We start from the raw sequence: 22,193 nt of genomic DNA, 5'->3' as shown, positions 1-22,193 counted from the left end.
AATGAATAAAATTCTGATTGGTTTACTAGTAATTGTCGTTGGATTTGTTGTTTATGGAAATTTTATAAGCAACGATGCAGACGGCGGTGCAAAATGGATTGGAATAGGAATTTTGATCTTGACATTCGTTGTGATGCCCTTATTTTTATACTCAAGGTTTAAAAACAAAGCCACCCGAGATCGTATGTTTAACTTTAGTTTAAAAGAGATTAAAGAACCTGAGAATCAATAATTTCAAAAAAAAAATCAAGTTTTTTATTTTTGTATTATAATTAAGTATATCTTTGGTTATTATTAATTATTTACAATACACAATGAGAACAGGTAAAGTTAAGTTCTTCAATGAATCTAAAGGTTACGGATTTATTACAGATGACGAAACAGGAAAAGACATTTTCGTACACGCTAGCGGAATGAGCATCGAATCTTTAAACGAAGGAGATTCTGTAAGCTACGAAGAAGAAGAAGGAAGAAAAGGTAAAGTTGCTGCACAAGTTGCAATTATCGAATAATATAAAAATATTTTTTGACTACCTAGAAAGTAAAAGTCCCGATTATATCGGGACTTTTTTTGTACTCTAATTATGGATTATTTATTTCAACAAAAAAAGAGTTGCATAACTACAACTCTTTTTTGTATTTAGATAAATTACGATTTATTTTCTACTAGCTGACGCTTCAATGTTTTTCTCAATTGTGTGCCCAGGTCTAGTCCATTTTGGTTTTTCACCTAAGGGTTGATACACTGAATCTTCCGCTTCAATAGTTACGGGTTGCATCTTTTTGATAAATGGTTGTTGCGGTTTTAAGCCTAACATTTCAAACATTTTCATATCTTCGTTAACATCAGGATTAGGAGTGGTTAATAATTTGTCTCCTGCGAAAATAGAGTTTGCCCCTGCAAAGAAACACATTGCTTGTCCTTCTCTTGTCATTTGAGTTCTACCCGCTGATAGTCGAACTTGCGTGTCTGGCATAACAATTCTAGTAGTTGCAACCATTCGAATCATATCCCATATTTCAACAGGTTTTTCGTTTTCTAGCGGCGTTCCTTCAACTGCAACTAATGCATTAATTGGCACTGACTCAGGTTGTGGATTCAAAGACGCCAAAGCAACTAACATTCCTGCTCTATCTTCTACAGATTCTCCCATTCCTATAATTCCACCACTGCAAACAGTTACATTTGTTTTTCTAACATTGGCTATCGTTTCTAAACGGTCTTCATAACCTCTTGTAGAAATTACTTCTTTATAGTATTCCTCTGATGAGTCTAAGTTGTGATTGTAGGCATACAAACCAGCTTCAGCTAAACGATGGGCTTGATTTTCAGTAATCATACCTAAAGTACAACACACTTCCATATCTAATTTATTAATGGTTCTTACCATTTCCAACACTTGTTCAAAGTCTGGACCATCTTTAACATTTCGCCAAGCCGCGCCCATACAAACTCGCGAAGAGCCCGATGATTTAGCACTTAAAGCTTGTGCTTTTACTTCATCGACCGACATTAAATCATTAGTCGAAATCTTTGTATGATATCTTGCAGCTTGCGGACAATACCCACAATCTTCAGGACAGCCTCCCGTTTTAATGGATAATAAGGTAGAAACTTGCACCACGTTTGGATCGTGATTTATTCTATGAATCGTTGCTGCTTCATACAATAAATCCATCATTGGTTTTTTATATAATGCAATAATTTCTTCTTTTGTCCAGTTATGTCTTGTTGTATTTATCATATTTCAATGATTGTAAACTTTCAGGTTTTTATATAAAATAGTTTTACCGTTTTTAGTGTTTTTCAGAAGAGAAACAGGAATGTATTTCACTCCAAAACTTATGGTATTTGAAACTTCTTTTTATTTAATTATTGAATAATCGTACTTTATTGGTATCAAAAACGATGAAAAAGGATGACGAAACTGCAGTCAATTTTCAAATATTATAGTAATGAATTCTATTTAAATATATATTTCAACCCGAATAAAACATTTCCTTTTGGCATTGGAATCATTCCGGCTTCCTGGTATTCCGTATTAAATATGTTATTTGCGTAGATCGATAATTCTAACGCTTGTAATTGGTAAGAAGCACTTAGGTCGTAAATCGTATAACTAACGCCTGACGTTCTCTCTACATAACGATAAGCTACTGAATTGCTGAAGTTTTTAAACCATTCCATAGTGTAAGCACCAACAACTTGATGTTTCAGTGAATTTATTGCATATCGCGAATATGCAGCACTTGTACTTTTTACGTCATCTTCAATAAAAGTATAGCCTAATCTAATTTTTTGTGGTAATGTATTTACAGAAAAACGATATTCCATTTGGGTTTCAAATCCTTTCGTATTTACATCTTGTATGTTAAAAGGTGTGAAAACCAAATCAGCATCTGTTAGCCTAACATAATCAATTAAATCGTTTGAATCTCTGTTGAAAGCAGCAAAATCAAAATTAAATCTTGAAGTATGCCATTTCAAACCAATTTCTTGTGACAAAGCGTCTTCGGGTTGTAAGTTTTCGTTTCCAATTGCTTGAGGTCCGATGTAATATAAATCTGTATAAGTGGGAACGCGATACGTATAACCAATATTTCCATAAACTCTAAGGTTAGAGGCTAATTGGTAACCCAAATCTAATCCTGGAAAAGCTTTATTATCAAAATCTGAGAAATAAGAAACTGCAACTCCTGGAGTAACATCAAACTTATTGTCGAAAAATTGAAAACGATGTTCAAAAAATAATGATGCCGTTTCTCTAGAATTATCACCTAAACGATTACTCGAAATTAAATATTTAGCCATCTCAACACCAAAACCCGTAATTCCGATTTTTGATTCATAAGATCCATTTAATTCTGTTGCAATTTTATTAGTAATATGCACATTTCGGTAGGCCGAAGGATTACTTCTTATGTAATCATATTCATCTTGGTTTCTTCTCCAATAAACCCTTGGTTTCCAAGTGAAATTACCGTTTTTAATTACGGTTGACAAACCCACTAAACTTGCTTGCGTTTCTTCATATTGCTCTGTTGCTGTAGGAATTCCGTAAAATCCGTTTGCTCCAAATTTTCTTTCGGCATAAGAAGAAAGTAATTCGATAGGTAAATTCTTTTTGTTGAATTGACTTTTTAAGACATAATTCGTATTTTCAAAATCTGAATTATAGCGATAGCCTTCCGAACTGTGTTTAGAAAAATGTACGATATGACTGCTTTCTTCCAAATTAATTGCACCCGTTGTTTCGACGTTAAACTGACCAAAAGATCCCGCTTGAACTTTAGCAATTAACGAATTTTCAAAAACGTCTTTTGTAACTATATTAACAGCTCCAGTAAATGCATTAGGTCCAAAAATTCTCGCGGCTGGTCCTTTGATTACTTCGATTCTTTGAATAACTTCAATAGGCAAAGCAAGATTTAAAGTATGATGTCCCGTTTGTGCATCGTCCACTTTAATTCCGTCAATTAACAATAATGTTTGATCGAAACCTCCGCCACGAATATATAAATCGGCTTGCATTCCACTAGTTCCTTGACGGCGAATGTCAATCCCAGCTACTTGTTGCAAAGCATCGGCAACGTTTGTGATGCCGAGTTTTTTGATATCTTCTGCAGTTACGATTTGAATGGTTCGTGAGTTTTCATCAAAAGGCAAATCAATACGAGAAGAAGAAACGATTACTTCTTTTAGCGAATCTGTTCTGGTTTTTTCTTGAGCAAAACCGATAAAAGAACTCAAAGCCATTGCAACTAAGGTAAATTTATTTTTCATTTTTAGGGTAATTGGGTTTGTTTTTAACGGTGCAAAATTCGTAACTTTCCGGACTAATACTATAGTCCAGTTTTAAAATGACAGATAGTCCGGTAAATTCGTTATTAAAAGAACTAATTTTCTTTGAAAAATCAAGTGGTTCGGCGGTTTATATCCAAATTGCGCAACAGCTTATCAATGCTATTCAACGTGGATATTTGACGCAAGGCACGGCTTTACCGGGAACTCGAGTATTTGGTCAATTGTTGAAAATTCATAGAAACACAGCAGTTGCGGTTTATGATGAATTGGCTTCGCAAGGTTGGGTTGAAATTTTGCCCAATAAAGGAACATTCATTTTACTTCCTGAAAAGAAAACCGCCAACATAAAAGCAACTTCGCATTCGATTGGAGAAATAAATTCTTATGCGAAAACTACAGGTTTTCCTTTTCAAACTTCGTTTCATTTGGCTTCAACTGCTGAATTTTCGGAAGCAAAATATGCCATAAATGACGGGCAAGCCGATTTGAGATTGCATCCAATTCACGAATTTTCGAAATGGTATGGCGCTTCGATGAAACGAAAAACCTTGCTTTCAAAATGGAAATCAACTTCAAAAAATATGCATTCGGTTTTTGAAAATCAGTTGTGCAATTATTTAAATGCTACGCGAGGATTTCATATTCAGCCCCAAAATTTAATTAGTACTCGAAGTACAGAAATGAGTTTGTACATTATTTCGCAAGTGTTGATTCGGCCGAAAGATTTGGTTTTGGTTGGCAATTTGAGTCATTATGCTTCGAATATGATTTTTCAGCAATCGGGCGCGAAGATCAAAACGATTCCTGTTGATGCACAAGGTTTAGTTGTTGATTTTATTAGAAAGAACTTTACAAAAGGAAGTATTCGCTGTGTTTATGTTTGTTCGAATAGAGATTATCCGACAACCACTACTTTGAGTGCGGAACGTCGACTGGAATTGCTAGAACTTGCCAAAGAATTTCAATTTGCGATAATTGAAGATGATTTTGATTATGATTTTCAGTTCGAAGGTTCAGCGATGTTGCCAATGGCGAGTTCGGATGCAAATGGATTAGTAATTTATTTAGGGAAGTTAGGGCAATCATTATTTCCAAGTTTCCAAACTGGATTTGTAGTGGCTCCAGAAAATTTGATTTTGGAAGCTAAAAATTACCTACAAATGCTCGACAGACAAGGCGATTTGATTCAGGAACAAATGCTGTCTGAATTAATATATGAAGGTGAAATGCATCGTTTGTTGAAGAAAAACGGAATTGTTTATAAGCAACGACGTGATTTTTTATGTGAATGTTTAAGTCAAACCTTCAAAGACAAAATTCATTTCAGTAAAGCAAGTGGTGGTTTAGCACTTTGGCTTGAATTTAATCCGAAAATCTCTTTAGTAGAATTGGCGAAACAAGCCGAACAACTGAATGTTTTTCTTCCTAAAACTATTTTGTACCAAGACAAGAATACTTGTGCGATTCGTTTTGGTTTTGGTCATTTTAGAGAAGACGAAATTGAAATTGTAGTGCAAAAATTGAAAAAAGCATACGATTTAGTACTGTCGTAAATTGATAAACCTACTGCCCTAGCCCAGATGGGAACGGCATCCTTTTTTTAAACCTAACAGATTGCAAAACCTGGTAGGTTTGAAAAAAGATATAGTGGACAGCTGGAAATAGCTCCAAAACAAAAAAGCCAAACATTACTGCTTGGCTTTCTTTATGAAGTTGTATTACTTTAGTCTGCTAAAATAATAACTTTGTTTTCATTCATTTCTATTGTTCCTGAATTAACAGGTAACCAATAGGTTTGCTCGTTTACTTTAGTGAATTGAGGCAGAAAATCTTTATCAATTTTAATGTTTTGAGCAGTGATTTTCACGTTTCCTTTTGTTAATAATGAAACAATAGCCGCGTGATTGTTTAGCATTTGAAACTCACCATTAATACCCGGAACAATTACTGAGGTAACTTCTTCTTTGAATAATGTAGCTTCTGGTGATACTATTTCTAAAATCATACTTTTAATTAGTTTACAGTTTCAGTTTACGGTCTCAGTTCTGAACACTGCGACTGAACCCTGAATACTAGATTATGCTTCAGCTAACATTTTTTGACCTGCTTCGATCGCTTCTTCGATAGTTCCTTTAAGGTTGAATGCTGCTTCTGGTAAGTGATCTAATTCACCGTCCATAATCATATTAAATCCTTTGATTGTATCTTTAATATCAACTAAAACTCCTTTTAATCCTGTAAACTGTTCTGCTACGTGGAAAGGTTGTGATAAGAAACGTTGTACACGACGTGCTCTTGATACAGCTAATTTGTCTTCTTCAGACAATTCTTCCATACCTAAAATCGCGATAATATCTTGTAATTGTTTGTATTTCTGTAAGATCTCTTTTACTCTTTGTGCACAATCGTAGTGTTCAGCACCTAAGATTTCTGGTGTTAAGATACGAGAAGTAGAATCTAATGGATCTACTGCAGGATAAATTCCTAACTCAGCAATTTTACGAGACAATACAGTTGTAGCATCTAAGTGAGCAAACGTTGTTGCTGGTGCAGGGTCAGTTAAGTCATCGGCAGGAACGTAAACCGCTTGAACCGAAGTAATAGAACCTGTTTTTGTAGATGTAATACGCTCTTGCATCGCTCCCATCTCAGTTGCTAATGTAGGTTGGTAACCTACCGCAGATGGCATACGACCTAAAAGTGCAGAAACTTCAGAACCTGCTTGCGTAAAACGGAAGATGTTATCAACGAAGAAAAGAACGTCTTTTCCTTGTCCGTCTCCTGCTCCATCACGGAAATATTCAGCAATTGTTAAACCCGATAATGCAACACGTGCACGTGCTCCAGGTGGTTCGTTCATTTGACCGAATACGAATGTTGCTTTAGAATCTTTCATTAATTCTTTATCTACTACAGATAAATCCCATCCTCCATTTTCCATAGAGTGCATGAAATCGTCTCCGTATCTGATAATTCCAGATTCTAACATTTCTCTTAAAAGGTCATTTCCTTCACGTGTTCTTTCTCCTACTCCTGCGAATACAGAAAGTCCACCGTGACCTTTTGCGATATTATTAATCAACTCCTGAATTAATACTGTTTTACCTACTCCGGCACCACCAAATAATCCAATTTTTCCTCCTTTAGCATAAGGCTCAATAAGGTCGATTACTTTAATACCTGTAAATAAAACTTCAGTAGAAGTTGATAAGTCTTCAAATTTTGGAGCTGATCTATGGATTGGTAAACCATTAGCACCTGTTTTAGGTAAATCTCCTAAACCATCAATTGCATCACCAATAACATTAAATAAACGACCAAAAACGGCGTCTCCAACTGGCATGTGAATTTGTGCTCCAGTAGCTACAACTTCAACACCTCTACCTAAACCATCAGTAGAGTCCATAGAAATGGTACGTACCGTGTTTTCACCAATGTGAGATTGAACTTCAAGTACTAATAAAGTACCGTCTTTTTTAGTGATTTCTAATGAATCGTAAATTTTAGGTAATACGTTATTTGAGTCATTAAAAACGACGTCAACAACTGGCCCGATAATTTGTGCAACTTTTCCTGTGATTCTAGACATTGCTTATGTATTTATTTAATAGCTAATTAATGTTCAAAAAATGATGTATTCTTCAAAGTGCAAAGATAGTTTTTATTAAAACAATTTCACAATTAATTTTTCGAATTTTGACAATAAAAAAGCGAAACCTTTCGATTCCGCTTTAAATATGTTACTCTACCGTTACCGATTTTGCTAAATTCCTAGGTTGGTCTACATTACAACCTCTCAGAACTGCTATATGATATGATAATAGTTGCAATGGAATTGTCGTTAGCAACGGTGTGAATGGTTCACTTGTTTCAGGAATTTCAATTACGTGATCGGCTAAAGCTCTTACTTGGGTGTCCCCTTTAGTAACTACAGCTATAATTTTTCCGCTACGTGCTTTTATTTCTTGAATATTACTTACCACTTTATCGTAATGTCCTTGATTAGGAGCAATTACAATAACTGGCATAGATTCATCTATCAATGCAATTGGCCCGTGCTTCATTTCTGCCGCTGGATATCCTTCTGCATGGATATAAGAAATTTCTTTTAATTTTAATGCACCTTCTAAAGCTACAGGGAAATTATAACCTCTACCTAAATATAAACAATTAGGAGCATCTTTATAAATTTCTGCAATTTGTTTAGCTACGTCATTTGTTGACAAAGCTTCTTGTACTTTTTCTGGCATTAATTCTAATTCGAATAAATTACGTTGGTAATCTGAATTAGACATTGTTCCTTTCGCTTTTGCTAAACGTAAGGCCAACATTGTCAGCACAGTAATTTGAGTAGTAAACGCCTTTGTTGAAGCTACTCCGATTTCTGGTCCAGCATGCGTATAAGCTCCCGCGTGAGTTTCACGAGAAATAGAAGAACCAACAACATTACAAACTCCAAAAACAAAAGCTCCGTTTTCTTTGGCTAACTTAATTGCGGCTAAAGTATCCGCAGTTTCGCCTGATTGTGAAATTGCAATAACCACATCATCTTTATAAATAATAGGATTTCTATATCTAAATTCTGATGCATATTCTACTTCAACAGGGATTCTTGCAAATTCTTCAATGATATACTCAGCTACTAAACCTGCATGCCATGAAGTTCCACAAGCGATGATAAGAATTCTTTTCGCGTTTGTGAATTTTTCTAAATTATCCTCAATTCCTGCTAAACGAACAATCCCTTGGTTTGCCAAAAGTCTTCCTCGATAAGTATCTTTAATTACGCTTGGTTGTTCATAGATTTCTTTCATCATGAAATGATCATAACCTCCTTTTTCAATTTGCTCCAAATTCATTTGAAGTTGTTGAATGTATGGATTTACCAGCGAATCATCTTTGATTTTTCTGATTTTTAAAGGTTTGTGCAAACGCACAATTGCCATTTCTTCATCTTCTAAATAAATAGCGTTTGAAGTATATTCGATAAAAGGTGTAGCATCAGAAGCAATGAAAAACTCATTTTCTCCAATTCCAATTGCCAATGGACTTCCTAAACGAGCGGCTACAATTTCATCTGGTTTTTCAAGATCAATTACTGCAATAGCATAAGCACCAACCACTTGGTTTAAGGCAATTTGCACCGCTTTTCCTAATTTACAATTTTCATTTTTCTTAACCTCTTCAATTAAGTTAATTAAAACCTCTGTATCAGTGTCGGATTGAAATGTATAACCTCTTTTTATTAATTCTTGTTTTAATGGCTCATAATTTTCAATGATTCCATTATGGATAATTACTAATTTTCCAGAGTTTGAAAAATGAGGATGCGAATTTACATCATTAGGAACTCCGTGAGTTGCCCAACGCGTATGACCCATTCCTACTTTTCCAAAAGTATTTTTATCATTTTGAGCACAAAGCTCTAAATCAGAAACTTTTCCTTTTGTTTTTGATAATTTTAAATCTGTTCCGTCAAATAAAACAATTCCAGCACTATCATACCCTCTATATTCTAAGCGATGCAATCCTTTAATAATTACAGGATATGCATCTCTATGACCTATATAACCAACAATTCCACACATATAATTTTAATTAGGTTTGGTGTAAAATATTTGTAATTTTAACTTTTTATCTTCATTTATAGGTGCCACATTACTACCATATAGAACAGTACCTAAGGGATTCATCACTGAAGATATTGGAATAAAACTAGTTTGCTGCGAACCTAAAGAAATAGGCGAAGTCAGAAAACCATTAGTAGAAATATTTATATTTTCAGTTAAACTCAAACCTAGCCTTATATTTTTATTGAGACTCGCATCTTCACTATTAATAACTCTATTTATATAATTTGTTAGTCTTATTCTGTAATAAATTCCTTTTTTATTCTCGTCTACCTTTATTATACCATCAAAGTTGAATTTATTATTTTTAAGATCAGTTGTGGTTGAATTATCTACGGAGTAATCAAGAATCGGTAAATTATTTGTTGCATCATATAAATAAATTCTTTTTGGCTCTTTTACGCCATCAACATTCATTTTTGATTTATCGATGTAGAACGTTAAACTAGCTTCATTAATTAACCAATTATTATTTCTTAGCTCTTCTAATTCGTCAGCAATATCATTACCATCTTGATCGGCACCAAATAAGTCTATGTAAGCCACAGAGCCATTTCCTCCTTTTAAGTATAACCTTGAATCACCTATTACTGCATTAGAGCTAGCGAGTGCTGTTTGGTAAGCCGCATCGTTCTCATAATCGTAAAAGTTAATAGTATTACCTTTTAAATTTAGAGAATATTCTTTTTTAGAATTTTTTATCGTAGAAACACCTCCAACAACAGTTGTAACATCTGAGTGATATTGAATTACGATCTTCCCTTTTGAAAAATCCATCATAGCTAAAAGACCTTCTTCTCCAGGATTTTGCTCCATTTTGAAATATAGTCCTCTAAAATATTCTTTAAAAATTGTATTACTAGTTAATTTATTTGGTGCGGCCATCAAAACTTTCGTTTTAAAAAAGTCTTTATCCAGACTTAACCACATTCCAGGTTTTTTTCTATCCTTGACAACTCTTTTCGTAAGATCTGTTACTATAACACCATTACTATCAATAAAATTTCCGTCTTCATCCGTTTTGTATTTAATGATTTCTTTTTTATTAAAAATGAATTGCGAATTCTCTTCAATTTTGGTGCTATTGTTTAATACAGTTCCATTTAAATTATTTTCTATAAGTCCTTTTTCATTTGAAAAATAACGCTGGTAATAAGATAAAATGTCATTTGGATCAGGATTTGGATTAAAATCTCTTAAAATATATGCGTTTTCATAAACTTTCAGGCTCATAGTTGACGCTTGATTGCCATAAATTGAATCTAAAATGAAAATATTTTCGCCGTCAACAACTTTATCAACACGACTAAAATATGGTATATAAAGATAAACCGAGTCGTTTGCTTTAATTTCAATATTGGTACCTACAACTTCATCTATCCCTGCTAGTTCTACTTGAGTAACAAAATTTGCTTTTGTGGTTCCAAAAGCAGGATTGTCATAAATCCCAAATGCATTAACTGGTAAATTATTAGACTGTACCGCTCCAGTTGCTTTAGAATAAGCCACTAAATTTTGAACTTCATATTTTTCAAAATTAAAATGATCTTCTCCTATGATATCGGATCCAACGGAATTAAAATCTTTATCACACGAAAATGTTGCAAATGCAATTACTAATGCTAATGTTATCTTTAAAAAATTTCTTTTCATAACGGTATTATAATACGTGATTTTTGATGAATGAAGTGTACGCTTCTTTTATAGTATCTTTCGCAGCGAAAGGTAAAAAAGGTTTGTTTGAACTTTCTATAAATTTTGTTAAAGTTGGAGAAAGCGCCTCAGAACCAACAACTACGGCATCTGAATGCATAACTGATAGCTTCATTAAGTTTTCATACGTAGGCTTTTCAATCAATTCTACAGCCTCTTTTTCTATATTGTCAAATAAAATTTTATTCAATAATTCTGAATCTAATTCACCCTCAAAACCTTGTTCATAAACAGAAGAAATAATTTTGGTTTCAGCAAAAATACCTTCATCTTTATAATAATGTTTTAAATAAACCGGTAATAAAGAAGCCATCCATCCATGAACATGAATAACATCTGGCACCCAATTTAATTTTTTTACGGTTTCAACAACTCCTTTGGCAAAGAATATCGCTCGTTCATCATTATCTGGATACAAAACACCTTCTTCATCAGAAAAGGTAGCTTTGCGTTTAAAATATTCATCGTTATCAATAAAATATACCTGAATTCTTTCCTTCGGAATTGAAGCCACTTTAATAATTAGTGGCATGTCCATATCGTTCACTACCAAATTCATTCCTGACAAGCGTATAACCTCATGTAATTGATGTCTTCTTTCGTTAATATTACCATATCTTGGCATAAAAATCCGTATTTGACCTCCTAATTCATTGATCATTTTCGGCATTTCATACGACTGTAACGATACTTCGTTTTCAGCTAAATAGGGCACCACTTCAGATGATACATACAATATCCTCTTGTCTTCCATAAGTTTCTAGTTAATTATTGTTTGTAAAAAACCTTGCAAATTTACGAATTTTTATGGATTTAACCACTAAAATAGTAAGTTTGCACCCAAATTAACCGTTATAAAAATGCTAGTTTTTAATAAAAAGTCGGATTTGAGTGCTTTTCTAAGCCCATTAATCAACCAAAATAAAACCATCGGATTTGTTCCAACCATGGGCGCTTTGCACGAAGGACACTTGTCTTTACTTGAAAAATCACTTGCAGAAAATGATGTTTGTGTAATCAGTATTTTTGTAAATCCTACACAATTTAACAACGTAGATGATCTTCAGAAATATCCGAGAACTTTGGATCTAGATGTGGAAAAAATAAAGGCTTTGAACGAAAACATTATCGTTTATGCGCCAACTGTAGAAGATATTTACGAAGGAAACACCACTTCTCAAGCTTTCGAGTATGATGGATTAGAAAACCAAATGGAAGGAAAACATCGACCTGGTCATTTTGACGGTGTTGGAACTATCGTAAAGCGTTTGTTCGAAATCGTAAAACCCAGTCAAGCCTATTTTGGTGAAAAAGATTTTCAACAATTACAAATAGTAAAAAAGTTAGTTTCAAAATACGAAATGAAGGTTGCCATTATTGGATGTCCTATTTTTAGAGAGACTAGTGGTTTGGCAATGAGTTCGAGAAACGAAAGGCTTTCGCCCAAAGCACGAGAAAAAGCTGCGCTGATTTTTGAAATATTAAAAGATGCTACAGCTGTTTTCAAAACGCATTCAATGAAAGAAACGGTAAATTTTGTTGAAAAAGTATTTAAAAAATACCCTGAATTTGAATTGGAATATTTCGAAATTGCAGATGAAGAAACGCTTTTACCATCCGAAAATAAAGACGAAAATAAAAAATACAGAGGTTTCGTTGCGGTTTTTATCGAGAAAATTCGATTAATAGATAATATTTCACTAAATTAATTAACTTTGCATTATGCAAATTCAAGTAGTAAAATCAAAAATTCATAGAGTTACTGTCACTGGTGCCGATTTGAATTACATAGGAAGCATCACTATTGACGAAGCGCTCCTAGAAGCTTCTAATATTTTAGAAGGAGAAAAAGTACAAATCGTGAACATCAATAATGGTGAACGATTAGAAACATATGCCATTAAAGGACCTAGAAATACAGGTGAAATCACATTAAACGGACCTGCAGCTAGAAAAGTGCACAGAGGAGATATCATTATCATTATTTCTTATGGAATTATGGATTTTGAAGAAGCTAAAACCTTTAAGCCCTCGTTGGTTTTTCCAAACGAAAAAGACAACTCTTTAACATAGTTTGAAAGCATCAATTTCTAAATTTTTATCGCTTACAATTCCACTGCTTATTGGAATTGGAATTATTTATTATCAATTTACTACTTTAACGGCTGAGGAAATTCAGAAGATTAAAATTAGCTTCATAAAAGCCGATTATTACTATGTTTTTCTCTCACTTTTTATAGCGCTATTTGGCTATTGGTCAAGAGCTTATCGTTGGAAATTTGCTCTTAATCATCTAGGCTATACAACAAAATTTCAGAACACGTTAATGACGGTTTGCGTTTCCTACTTAGTAAACCTAACCATTCCACGATCAGGCGAAATTACAAGAGCCGCTTTACTAAAAAAATACGAAAACATACCATTTGATAAAGGTTTTGGAACTATTGTTGCCGAAAGAATTGTGGATTTAATCATTTTTTTTATTTTTGTTTGTATTGGATTTATATCGCAATATGACACCCTTTACCTTTTTTTAGCAGAAAAAAATGTTGCGTTTGCATCAATACTTTGGTTCTTAGGTGTAGGTTTTTTACTTTTTGTACTTTTTATTTTGGTCTGGATTTACGCCGAGTGGAAAATAATAGTAAAATTAAAACGCAAATTAGCGGGATTAATTGAAGGCATGCAGAGTATCGTGAAAATGAAAAATAAATGGAGTTATATTTTCCATTCCTTTTTTATCTGGTTTTCTTACTTATTGATGTTTTACGTCACTATATTTGCGTTACCAGAAACGACTACTATTACTTTTGATGTAGTTATAATGGGTTTTATTTTTGGCACGCTTGCAGTTGGATTTACTAATGGTGGTTTAGGTGCGTATCCATTGGCTATTGCCTTAATTTTCTCTCTTTTTGGAATTTCAGATGATATTGGAATTGCATTCGGATGGCTAGTTTGGACTTCACAAACACTTTTAACTATTTTCTTAGGATTGTTATCTTATTTGCTTTTACCGATCTTGAATAAGAAATAAATTAGTAAATTGCTGCTCTAATAATCTAATCATTTCCAGATGAACTATAAATTTCTCTTGATATTACTAGCTACTACCAGCTTTTTTGCACAAAGAATACCAGAATCACTTAAGACAAAAAAAATTGGAACTCGAACTTTTACAGTGCTCACACCTCCATCCTATGAGTCAAATCCTGACAAAAAATATCCTACTTTGGTTTTGTTGGATGGTGAATATTTGTTAGATCCTTTTGATGGTATTTTAAAATATGGTAATTATTGGGACGATTTACCTGAGATGATAATTATTGCTGTTGCTCAAAATAATGGTGAAACTCGTTTTTTAGACAGCAAATTTGATACCGCTGGATTTCCAACTGGTACCGGTGCAGATTTCTTTGAATTTATCGGTCAAGAATTATATCCTTATATTGAGTCAAAATACAGAACATTACCATTTAGAGTTGTAGCTGGTCACGACACAACTGCAGGTTTTTTAAATTTCTATTTGTATAAAGATACTCCTGTTTTCAATGCTTACATCTCTTTGGCTCCAGAAATGGCTCCAGAAATGGAGAAAAGAATTGCCGAACGTTTAGCAAAAATTACCAAACCACTATATTATTATCAGGCAACTGGAGAAAGTGATATACCCGAAATTAATGAAGCAGCGAGCACATTAGATACAAATATTTTAGCAATCCAAAAGGCAACGTTTAAATATCAAAACGATATTTTTAAAAATGCATCACATTACTCATTTGTAACCAAAGCAATTCCAAACGCATTATATTTTATTTTCGAAGGCTACCAACCGATTTCAATGCTTGAATTCCAAAATAAAATTCTTACACTAGAATCGGGTTATACGGATTATTTAATTAAAAAATATGATGATTTAAATACAAAATTAGGCTTGCAAATCAAACCAAGATTAAATGATTTTACGGCAATTGAAGCGGCGATAATGAAGAATAAAGCTTACGGAGAATTTCAAACTTTGGCAGATTACGCTAATAAAAATTATCCGAAAACAATTTTAGGCACTTATCACCAGGCAATGTATTATGAAAAAACGGGTAATTATAAAAAAGCTGTTAAAGAATATAAAAAAGCTTTTGCCCTTGAAGAAATTAGAGGAATTACTAAAGACTTCATGCTTAATAAAGCAGATGCGTTAAAAAACAAGAAAGACGAGTTGAAAGAAGAACCGGCCGAAGCTCCAGCTGAAGCACCAACAGAGTAAACTGAATTTTCAAGAAGAATAAATACAAATGAGCAAAGTGAAAACAGCATTTTTTTGCCAAAAATGTGGCACCCAATATTCAAAATGGCAAGGACAATGTAACGCTTGTAAAGAATGGAATACCATTGTAGAAGAATTGGTGCAAAAAGAAGAAAAGGCTGCTTGGAAAACAACTTCAGCTTCTACAAAATCAGCAACAAAGCCATTACGTATAAGCGAAATTGATACGGCTCAAGAAATCCGAATGAACACCACAGACAATGAATTAAATCGGGTCTTAGGTGGCGGAATAGTACCTGGTTCTTTGATTCTACTGGGCGGTGAGCCTGGAATTGGAAAAAGTACGCTATTATTGCAAATTGCCCTAAAATTACCCTATAAAACATTATACGTTTCGGGTGAAGAAAGTCAAAAACAAATAAAAATGCGTGCCGAACGTATTACTTCTAGTCTAGACAATTGTTACATTTTAACCGAAACGAAAACACAAAATATTTTTCGTCAAATTTTGGAAATCGAACCCGATATCGTAATTATTGATTCGATTCAAACATTACATACGGATTTTATTGAATCTTCTGCAGGAAGTATTTCGCAAATTAGAGAATGTACGGCAGAATTAATTAAATATGCGAAAGAAACCAATACTCCTGTGTTATTAATCGGACATATTACAAAAGATGGAACTATCGCCGGACCAAAGATTTTGGAACATATGGTTGACACCGTTTTACAATTTGAAGGCGATAGAAACCACGTATACCGTATTTTAAGATCCTTGAAAAATCGTTTTGGTTCTACTGCCGAATTAGGAATTTACGAAATGCAAGGTTCAGGATTAAGAGAAGTGGACAATCCATCAGAAATATTGATTTCGCACAAAGACGAACAACTCTCTGGAACCGCAATCGCAGTTACTTTAGAAGGAATGCGTCCGTTGATGTTAGAAATTCAAGCGCTAGTAAGCAGCGCAGTTTATGGAACGCCGCAAAGAAGCACAACGGGTTATAATGCAAAGCGATTGAACATGATTTTAGCTGTTTTAGAAAAACGAGCTGGTTTTCGATTGGGCACAAAAGACGTATTCTTAAACGTAACTGGTGGAATTTCTGTAGAAGACACCGCAATAGATTTAGCAGTTGTAGCGGCAATTCTATCATCAAACGAAGATATCGCAATTCCTGAAGGATTCTGTTTTGCAGGAGAAGTAGGACTTTCGGGTGAAATTCGACCAGTTAACCGTATAGAGCAACGCATTCAAGAAGCTGAAAAATTAGGATTTACAACTATCTTAGTTTCTAAACACAACAAAATTTCAATAAAAAGTATTGGAATTAAAATAATTTTAGTAGCAAAGATTGAAGATGTTGTTAATGAGTTGTTTGGCTAAAAAAATAGTACAAATAAATAGTCAAAAAAAAATATTTTTTATATATTTGTCCGCCCCTAAAAATGCATTAAAATAACACTTAAATTTATAAAAAATTACTATGAGAAAATTATTACTAATTCTATTTTTGGTTAGTTATGTGAGTAACGCACAAACTATTGATTACAAACCTTTTGACGAGTTCTTAAAAAAACACGTATCTGATAAAGGTGTAGTTGATTATGATAAAGTTTTGAAAAATATGGATCAAATTAATTTAATTACTTCAAATTTTTCTAAAATTTCTCCAAATAAAAGTTGGACCGAAAATGAAATTAAAACTTTTTGGATCAATGTTTACAATATCAATGTAATAAAGCTTTTAGCAGAAAATTATCCTTTAAAAAGTATAACCTATATTAGAGAACCTTTTCAAATGAATTTTATTTCTTTTGATGGCGAAAAAATATCGTTAGATCACATTGTAAATGAAATTTTGAAACCCCTTAAAGACCCTAGAGTTCACTTTGTGTTATACAGCACTGCAGTATCATCACCTACTTTAAGAAATTCAGCTTATTCTTCTGAAAAACTTAACGATGATTTAAATGTCGCTACTAATCTGTATATCAATGATATTACAAAAAACAATATCACAGCTAAAAGATGTTCGCTTTCTAAAATTTTTGAATGGAATATTACTGATTTTATGGGTAAAAATAACATCATTTCTTTCATCAATGATTATTCAAGAGTAACGATAGACGAAGATGCTAAAATAAGTTTTATGGAATATAATTGGAGCTTAAATAAATAAATAAATAGTCATCAAAAATAGTATTTTAAAGCCGACTGAAATAAATTTCAGTCGGCTTTAAAATTTTACAGTAAAAAGCAGCATTAAAAACAGTACAAAAAAATCGTAATTTTTAAAAAAACCGAACGGTATCGAAAATTACTCCGCTAAAAATTTATGTCCGATCTAAAAGAAAGAAAATTAAAAATACTAAATTACCAAATTAAAGAATTGGAAAATAATCAAGGGTACTTAAAAAATTATTGGTTGCGCATCGCTTTGATCGGTGTTTTAGTTACTTTAATTGCACCAGAATATACACATCAAAAGACAAAGCCTCTTATCTTTTATTTCAATTACAATTACCCTTTTTGTTATTCTGTTGTAGCGCTATTCTACACAATTATTTGTGTAATAATGTTAATTACATTCAACATTCAAGACAAGAAAAAACTTAAGAAATTAAAAGAAGAAAGAAATTTTATTGATATTTTTAGAAACTAAATTCAATCTTTAATTCTCTTTTTTTACATATTCTAAAATATCCGCAGGTTGGCAATCTAAGATTTCACAAATAGCTTCTAAAGTAGACAACCGAATGGCCTTAGCTTTTCCTGTTTTAATGATTGATAAATTGGCTGTTGTGATACCCAATTTCTCTGCTAATTCCGTAGAACGCATTTTTCGTTTGGCTAACATTACATCCAAATTAATGATAATTGGCATACTTAAAAAGTTAAGTCGATTACGTCTTTATGGCTTTTCGCAATGGTAAAAACCTCAGCTAATATAAGGAAAAACAGTCCTAAAGAGAATAACAAAACATTTGAATTCAACTCAAAATTCAATGAAATATTTCGTTTCAAGTAATTAAAAATAAAACCTGAAATGCCCGAAATAACCGCAGAAGAAATTAAGACAAATCCTATTTTATTCAACAATTGAACAACTTGTAAATCAAAGATAATTTTCAGTTGAAACAATCGTATTAATTTTTTAAACAAATAAAGCGCATAAATTATCAATATACTTGAAATCATTAAAAAAGCTAAAATAATTTTAGACTTTAAATCAACAACAACTAATTCGCTACCGTTGATTTTAATGGGAACATCAAAAGGTTCATTACTAAAAACAATAAAACCTGATAAGAATAGAATAATTGGAATTGCTATCATTGCCATTATCCATACAAAATCAATAATCGCTTTAAGAAAATTCAATTTTTTCATATTTTGAATGATTTAAAAAATTCAAAAGTATAAAAAAATTATTGTATTACAATAATAAAATATCTAAATTTGATAATTTTACATTCGTTCCAACATTTCCAAAGCCTTATTAATCGATTTCACATTTTCAAACGTTATCAACAATTTTAAGCCCGTTTTGGTTTCTTTTTCTTTGATTTTACAAATATTGCCGTTGTGTTGTGCAAACTGCATTACTTTTATAAAACGGTTCGATTGGTAAAAACTGCTTTGTTGATCGCCAATAAAATAACCAATCATTTTACCTTGTTTCATCAATAAACGCTCTAATCCCATTGCAGTTGCTTTCCATTTTATGCGGACACTATTCAATAAAGCAATCGCAGGTTTTGGCAAAGCACCAAATCTGTCAATAAGTTTTTGTTCGTATTTTTGTAAAGCCTCTTCGTTTTTAATCTGACCTAATTCACTATATAAAATCAAACGTTCCGAAATATTATTGATGTACTCATCTGGAAACAACAATTCAAAATCGGTATCAATCTGAATATCTTTCACAAATTCTTTGGTTTCAATATCATTTTCTTCCTGATATAAATCCTTAAATTCGTTTTCTTTCAATTCGTCAATGGCTTCGTTCATAATTTTCTGATAGGTATCAAAACCAATATCATTGATGAAACCACTTTGTTCGCCACCTAATAAGTCACCAGCACCACGAATTTCTAAATCCTTCATTGCAATATTGAAACCACTTCCTAATTCGCTGAATTGTTCCAATGCATTAATTCGTTTCTGAGCTTCACCCGTCATCATTGAATAGGGCGGCGTGATGAAATAACAAAATGCTTTTTTATTACTTCTTCCCACACGACCCCGCATTTGGTGTAAATCTGATAATCCAAAATTATTGGCATTGTTGATGAAAATGGTGTTCGCATTGGGCACATCTAAACCACTTTCAATAATAGTTGTCGCTACCAAAACATCGAAATCGCCCTCCATAAAGGCCAACATCAATTCTTCAAGTTTTTTTCCGTCCATTTGTCCGTGACCAATTCCGACTCTTGCTCCAGGTACCAAACGCTGAATCATTCCAGCAACTTCTTTGATGTTTTCAATGCGATTGTTGATGAAAAACACTTGTCCGCCACGCTGAATTTCATACGAAATAGCATCCCGAATTACTTCTTCACTAAAACGAATCACGTTTGTTTCAATAGGATAACGATTTGGCGGCGGCGTCGTAATTACCGATAAATCTCGTGCTGCCATCAATGAAAATTGCAAAGTTCTTGGAATTGGCGTTGCCGTTAAAGTCAATGTATCGACATTTGTAGCAATCGTTTTTAATTTATCTTTTACATTAACTCCGAATTTTTGTTCTTCGTCAATAATCAATAAGCCTAAATCTTTAAAAATCACATTTTTATTGACCAATTGGTGCGTTCCAATCAAAATATCGACTTTTCCTGCTGTTAAATCTTGAAGTGTCTCTGATTTTTGTTTGGCCGTTCTAAATCGGTTTAAATAACTCACCGTAACCGGCATATCTTTCAATCGTTCCGTAAATGTTCTATAATGTTGATACGCTAAAATGGTTGTTGGTACTAAAATAGCGACTTGTTTTCCGTTGTCAACCGCTTTAAATGCGGCACGAATGGCAACTTCTGTCTTTCCGAAACCAACATCACCACAAACCAATCGGTCCATCGGACGTTCGTTTTCCATATCCGCTTTTACGTCAGCTGTAGCCGTAATTTGATCGGGCGTATCTTCGTAAATGAACGAACTTTCTAATTCTTTTTGCAAATAACTATCCGGTGCAAACTGAAAACCTTTGTCTAATCTTCGCTTCGCATACAACTGAATTAAGTTGAACGCAATATGTTTTACACGCGCTTTTGTTTTCTGTTTTAAAACTTTCCACGCGTTGCTTCCTAATTTATAAATTTTAGGAGGTGCACCGTCTTTTCCGTTGTATTTCGAAATTTTATGAAGCGAATGAATGCTGACATACACAATATCATTATCGGCATACACCAATTTGATGGCTTCTTGCGTTTTGCCTTCGACCTGAATTTTTTGCAAGCCACCAAATTTTCCAATTCCGTGATCAATGTGTGTTACATAATCGCCCACCGACAATGAAGTCAGTTCTTTTAATGTAATATTTTGCTTTTTGGAATAGCCGTTTTTAATCGAAAATTTATGATAACGTTCAAAAATTTGATGATCAGTATAACAAGCAATTTGATTTTCTACGTCAATAAAACCTTCATATAAAGGCAATACCATCGTTTTATATTGTTTGCGAATACTTTCCGAATTGGCTTCGTCGATGTCTTCAAAAATATCGTGAAAACGACTTGCTTGGTTTTCATTCGAACAACATAAATAATTTTTTAATCCATTGAAATGGTTCTCGCTAAGATTATTTAACAACAAATCGAATTGTTTGTTAAACGAAGGTTGTGGTTGGATATGAAATTCAACCGCTTTGTCAATTTTAAATACAGCTTTCGCTTGCAATTCTACAACCGAAAAATCTAAGGCTCTTCTTAAAAACTGTTTTTGATTTAGGAATAATTCTTCTGGTGGAGCGTGTTTAATATCCGACGATAAAGCACCGAAAGCTTCCTTTGCTTTACTAAATAATTTATCTAATTGTTCTCCTAAACTTTCTGTGTTTTGGATTACTATAACCGTTTTTTCGCTGATGTAATCTAAGAAACTCTCACGACTTTCTTGTAATAATTTATTTTCAACATTCGGAATAATCGAAATCTTTTTTAGCTTTTCGATGGACAATTGCGTTTCCACATCAAAACTTCTAATACTATCTACTTCGTTACCGAAAAATTCAATTCGATACGGATTATCATTCGAGAATGAAAAAACATCGATAATTCCACCACGAACGGAAAATTCACCAGGTTCTGTTACGAAATCAACCCGTTTAAAATTATATTCAAATAGGGTTTCATTGATAAAATCAATTGATAAATTATCGCTAACTGCTAATTTTAAGGTGTTTTTTTCTAATTCTTTTCGGGTAACTACTTTCTCGAAAATAGCTTCGGCATACGAAACAATAATAGTCGGTTTTTTCCGAGAATTAATACGGTTTAAAACTTCCGCACGCAATAAAATATTAGCGTTGTCGGTTTCTTCAATTTGGTAAGGTCTTCGGTAGGAACTTGGATAAAAAAGTACGTCTTCCGTATTTAACAGTTGCTCTAAATCGTTTAAATAATAAGCCGCTTCTTCCTTGTTTTTGAATAAAATCAACAATGGTAATTCGGCTTTTTTAAACAACGAATGCATCACAAAAGACAATGCAGAACCCACCAAACCAGTTGCTTGGGATTTATTTCGTGCCGCAAAAGTACTTTCTAAAATAGC

The 22,193-nt window shown here is 33.1% G+C and carries 20 protein-coding genes; 10 read left to right on the top strand and 10 right to left on the bottom strand.

Annotated elements, in window-relative coordinates:
- Window position 1 precedes the first annotated feature (1 nt).
- Both T1L09_RS12770 and T1L09_RS12765 read left to right on the top strand, forming a co-directional pair.
- The gene (locus T1L09_RS12770) at window positions 2–232 is read left to right on the top strand and encodes a hypothetical protein (protein ID WP_322551353.1); all 231 of its coding nucleotides are present in this window, start codon (window positions 2–4) and stop codon (window positions 230–232) included.
- A gap of 82 nt (window positions 233–314) precedes the next feature.
- The gene (locus tag T1L09_RS12765; protein ID WP_322551352.1) at window positions 315–512 is read left to right on the top strand and encodes a cold-shock protein; all 198 of its coding nucleotides are present in this window, start codon (window positions 315–317) and stop codon (window positions 510–512) included.
- Between the two features lie 144 nt (window positions 513–656).
- On the opposite strand, the gene bioB is transcribed toward T1L09_RS12765, so the two are convergent.
- Together bioB and T1L09_RS12755 are read right to left on the bottom strand one after the other, a co-directional pair.
- Window positions 657–1,742 carry a biotin synthase BioB gene (gene bioB / locus T1L09_RS12760; RefSeq protein ID WP_322551567.1) on the bottom strand — a complete coding sequence of 362 codons (1,086 nt, stop codon included), beginning with the start codon at window positions 1,740–1,742 and terminating at the stop codon, window positions 657–659.
- 221 nt (window positions 1,743–1,963) lie between these two features.
- On the bottom strand, window positions 1,964–3,784 hold the full coding sequence (locus T1L09_RS12755; RefSeq protein ID WP_322551351.1) for a TonB-dependent receptor plug domain-containing protein: 1,821 nt from the start codon (window positions 3,782–3,784) through the stop codon (window positions 1,964–1,966).
- A gap of 77 nt (window positions 3,785–3,861) precedes the next feature.
- Here T1L09_RS12755 and T1L09_RS12750 point away from each other — a divergent pair, with 77 nt between their 5' ends.
- Window positions 3,862–5,358 (top strand): aminotransferase-like domain-containing protein, encoded by a 1,497-nt coding sequence (locus tag T1L09_RS12750; RefSeq protein WP_322551350.1) that lies wholly within the window; start codon window positions 3,862–3,864, stop codon window positions 5,356–5,358.
- Between the two features lie 170 nt (window positions 5,359–5,528).
- On the opposite strand, the gene T1L09_RS12745 is transcribed toward T1L09_RS12750, so the two are convergent.
- The 5 genes from T1L09_RS12745 to T1L09_RS12725 all read right to left on the bottom strand — a co-directional run bounded on the left by T1L09_RS12745 (window position 5,529) and on the right by T1L09_RS12725 (window position 11,902).
- Window positions 5,529–5,810: a F0F1 ATP synthase subunit delta/epsilon gene (locus tag T1L09_RS12745; RefSeq protein WP_322551349.1), complete on the bottom strand. Its 282-nt coding sequence runs from the start codon at window positions 5,808–5,810 to the stop codon at window positions 5,529–5,531.
- 72 nt (window positions 5,811–5,882) lie between these two features.
- On the bottom strand, window positions 5,883–7,394 hold the full coding sequence (atpD, locus tag T1L09_RS12740; protein WP_322551348.1) for a F0F1 ATP synthase subunit beta: 1,512 nt from the start codon (window positions 7,392–7,394) through the stop codon (window positions 5,883–5,885).
- Window positions 7,395–7,545: 151 nt separating this feature from the next.
- Window positions 7,546–9,393 (bottom strand): glutamine--fructose-6-phosphate transaminase (isomerizing), encoded by a 1,848-nt coding sequence (gene glmS / locus T1L09_RS12735; RefSeq protein WP_322551347.1) that lies wholly within the window; start codon window positions 9,391–9,393, stop codon window positions 7,546–7,548.
- A gap of 6 nt (window positions 9,394–9,399) precedes the next feature.
- A complete protein-coding gene (locus T1L09_RS12730) occupies window positions 9,400–11,088 on the bottom strand; it encodes a BamH family beta-barrel-assembly machinery protein (RefSeq protein WP_322551346.1) in 1,689 nt (562 codons plus the stop codon).
- Between the two features lie 7 nt (window positions 11,089–11,095).
- Window positions 11,096–11,902, bottom strand: a complete 807-nt coding sequence (locus T1L09_RS12725; protein ID WP_322551345.1) for a glycogen/starch synthase — start codon at window positions 11,900–11,902, stop codon at window positions 11,096–11,098.
- 106 nt (window positions 11,903–12,008) lie between these two features.
- Here T1L09_RS12725 and panC point away from each other — a divergent pair, with 106 nt between their 5' ends.
- From panC to T1L09_RS12690, 7 genes are all read left to right on the top strand, one after another.
- A complete protein-coding gene (gene panC / locus T1L09_RS12720; RefSeq protein ID WP_322551344.1) occupies window positions 12,009–12,857 on the top strand; it encodes a pantoate--beta-alanine ligase in 849 nt (282 codons plus the stop codon).
- Window positions 12,858–12,870: 13 nt separating this feature from the next.
- Window positions 12,871–13,221 carry an aspartate 1-decarboxylase gene (gene panD, locus T1L09_RS12715; protein WP_322551343.1) on the top strand — a complete coding sequence of 117 codons (351 nt, stop codon included), beginning with the start codon at window positions 12,871–12,873 and terminating at the stop codon, window positions 13,219–13,221.
- Window position 13,222: 1 nt separating this feature from the next.
- Window positions 13,223–14,185 carry a lysylphosphatidylglycerol synthase transmembrane domain-containing protein gene (locus T1L09_RS12710; RefSeq protein WP_322551342.1) on the top strand — a complete coding sequence of 321 codons (963 nt, stop codon included), beginning with the start codon at window positions 13,223–13,225 and terminating at the stop codon, window positions 14,183–14,185.
- 39 nt (window positions 14,186–14,224) lie between these two features.
- Complete coding sequence (locus T1L09_RS12705) at window positions 14,225–15,412, top strand: alpha/beta hydrolase (protein WP_322551341.1); 1,188 nt, start codon at window positions 14,225–14,227, stop codon at window positions 15,410–15,412.
- A 28-nt stretch (window positions 15,413–15,440) separates the two neighbouring features.
- A complete protein-coding gene (radA, locus tag T1L09_RS12700; RefSeq protein ID WP_322551340.1) occupies window positions 15,441–16,802 on the top strand; it encodes a DNA repair protein RadA in 1,362 nt (453 codons plus the stop codon).
- Window positions 16,803–16,902: 100 nt separating this feature from the next.
- Complete coding sequence (locus T1L09_RS12695) at window positions 16,903–17,598, top strand: DUF547 domain-containing protein (protein ID WP_322551339.1); 696 nt, start codon at window positions 16,903–16,905, stop codon at window positions 17,596–17,598.
- A 156-nt stretch (window positions 17,599–17,754) separates the two neighbouring features.
- Complete coding sequence (locus T1L09_RS12690) at window positions 17,755–18,081, top strand: hypothetical protein (RefSeq protein ID WP_322551338.1); 327 nt, start codon at window positions 17,755–17,757, stop codon at window positions 18,079–18,081.
- 9 nt (window positions 18,082–18,090) lie between these two features.
- Here T1L09_RS12690 and T1L09_RS12685 read toward each other — a convergent pair whose 3' ends face one another.
- The 3 genes from T1L09_RS12685 to mfd all read right to left on the bottom strand — a co-directional run bounded on the left by T1L09_RS12685 (window position 18,091) and on the right by mfd (window position 22,115).
- Window positions 18,091–18,303 carry a helix-turn-helix domain-containing protein gene (locus T1L09_RS12685; protein ID WP_322551337.1) on the bottom strand — a complete coding sequence of 71 codons (213 nt, stop codon included), beginning with the start codon at window positions 18,301–18,303 and terminating at the stop codon, window positions 18,091–18,093.
- A gap of 2 nt (window positions 18,304–18,305) precedes the next feature.
- The gene (locus T1L09_RS12680; protein ID WP_322551336.1) at window positions 18,306–18,809 is read right to left on the bottom strand and encodes a DUF2975 domain-containing protein; all 504 of its coding nucleotides are present in this window, start codon (window positions 18,807–18,809) and stop codon (window positions 18,306–18,308) included.
- A 78-nt stretch (window positions 18,810–18,887) separates the two neighbouring features.
- On the bottom strand, window positions 18,888–22,115 hold the full coding sequence (gene mfd / locus T1L09_RS12675) for a transcription-repair coupling factor (protein WP_422718582.1): 3,228 nt from the start codon (window positions 22,113–22,115) through the stop codon (window positions 18,888–18,890).
- Window positions 22,116–22,193 lie beyond the last annotated feature (78 nt).

It is taken from the genome of Flavobacterium psychraquaticum (assembly GCF_034497725.1).
Lineage (GTDB): Bacteria > Bacteroidota > Bacteroidia > Flavobacteriales > Flavobacteriaceae > Flavobacterium > Flavobacterium psychraquaticum.
This window is presented reverse-complemented; position numbering and strand designations above follow the sequence as displayed.

Bases quoted from the DNA above. Each gene is read 5' to 3' on its own strand.
- mfd (WP_422718582.1), bottom strand. From the start codon at position 22,115: ATGCATTCGTTGTTTAAAAAAGCCGAATTACCATTGTTGATTTTATTC.
- T1L09_RS12690 (WP_322551338.1), top strand. From the start codon at position 17,755: ATGTCCGATCTAAAAGAAAGAAAATTAAAAATACTAAATTACCAAATT.
- T1L09_RS12745 (WP_322551349.1), bottom strand. From the start codon at position 5,810: ATGATTTTAGAAATAGTATCACCAGAAGCTACATTATTCAAAGAAGAA.
- panD (WP_322551343.1), top strand. From the start codon at position 12,871: ATGCAAATTCAAGTAGTAAAATCAAAAATTCATAGAGTTACTGTCACT.
- T1L09_RS12680 (WP_322551336.1), bottom strand. From the start codon at position 18,809: ATGAAAAAATTGAATTTTCTTAAAGCGATTATTGATTTTGTATGGATA.
- atpD (WP_322551348.1), bottom strand. From the start codon at position 7,394: ATGTCTAGAATCACAGGAAAAGTTGCACAAATTATCGGGCCAGTTGTT.
- glmS (WP_322551347.1), bottom strand. From the start codon at position 9,393: ATGTGTGGAATTGTTGGTTATATAGGTCATAGAGATGCATATCCTGTA.
- T1L09_RS12770 (WP_322551353.1), top strand. From the start codon at position 2: ATGAATAAAATTCTGATTGGTTTACTAGTAATTGTCGTTGGATTTGTT.
- panC (WP_322551344.1), top strand. From the start codon at position 12,009: ATGCTAGTTTTTAATAAAAAGTCGGATTTGAGTGCTTTTCTAAGCCCA.
- T1L09_RS12765 (WP_322551352.1), top strand. From the start codon at position 315: ATGAGAACAGGTAAAGTTAAGTTCTTCAATGAATCTAAAGGTTACGGA.
- T1L09_RS12750 (WP_322551350.1), top strand. From the start codon at position 3,862: ATGACAGATAGTCCGGTAAATTCGTTATTAAAAGAACTAATTTTCTTT.
- T1L09_RS12685 (WP_322551337.1), bottom strand. From the start codon at position 18,303: ATGCCAATTATCATTAATTTGGATGTAATGTTAGCCAAACGAAAAATG.
- T1L09_RS12695 (WP_322551339.1), top strand. From the start codon at position 16,903: ATGAGAAAATTATTACTAATTCTATTTTTGGTTAGTTATGTGAGTAAC.
- radA (WP_322551340.1), top strand. From the start codon at position 15,441: ATGAGCAAAGTGAAAACAGCATTTTTTTGCCAAAAATGTGGCACCCAA.
- T1L09_RS12725 (WP_322551345.1), bottom strand. From the start codon at position 11,902: ATGGAAGACAAGAGGATATTGTATGTATCATCTGAAGTGGTGCCCTAT.
- T1L09_RS12705 (WP_322551341.1), top strand. From the start codon at position 14,225: ATGAACTATAAATTTCTCTTGATATTACTAGCTACTACCAGCTTTTTT.
- T1L09_RS12730 (WP_322551346.1), bottom strand. From the start codon at position 11,088: ATGAAAAGAAATTTTTTAAAGATAACATTAGCATTAGTAATTGCATTT.
- T1L09_RS12755 (WP_322551351.1), bottom strand. From the start codon at position 3,784: ATGAAAAATAAATTTACCTTAGTTGCAATGGCTTTGAGTTCTTTTATC.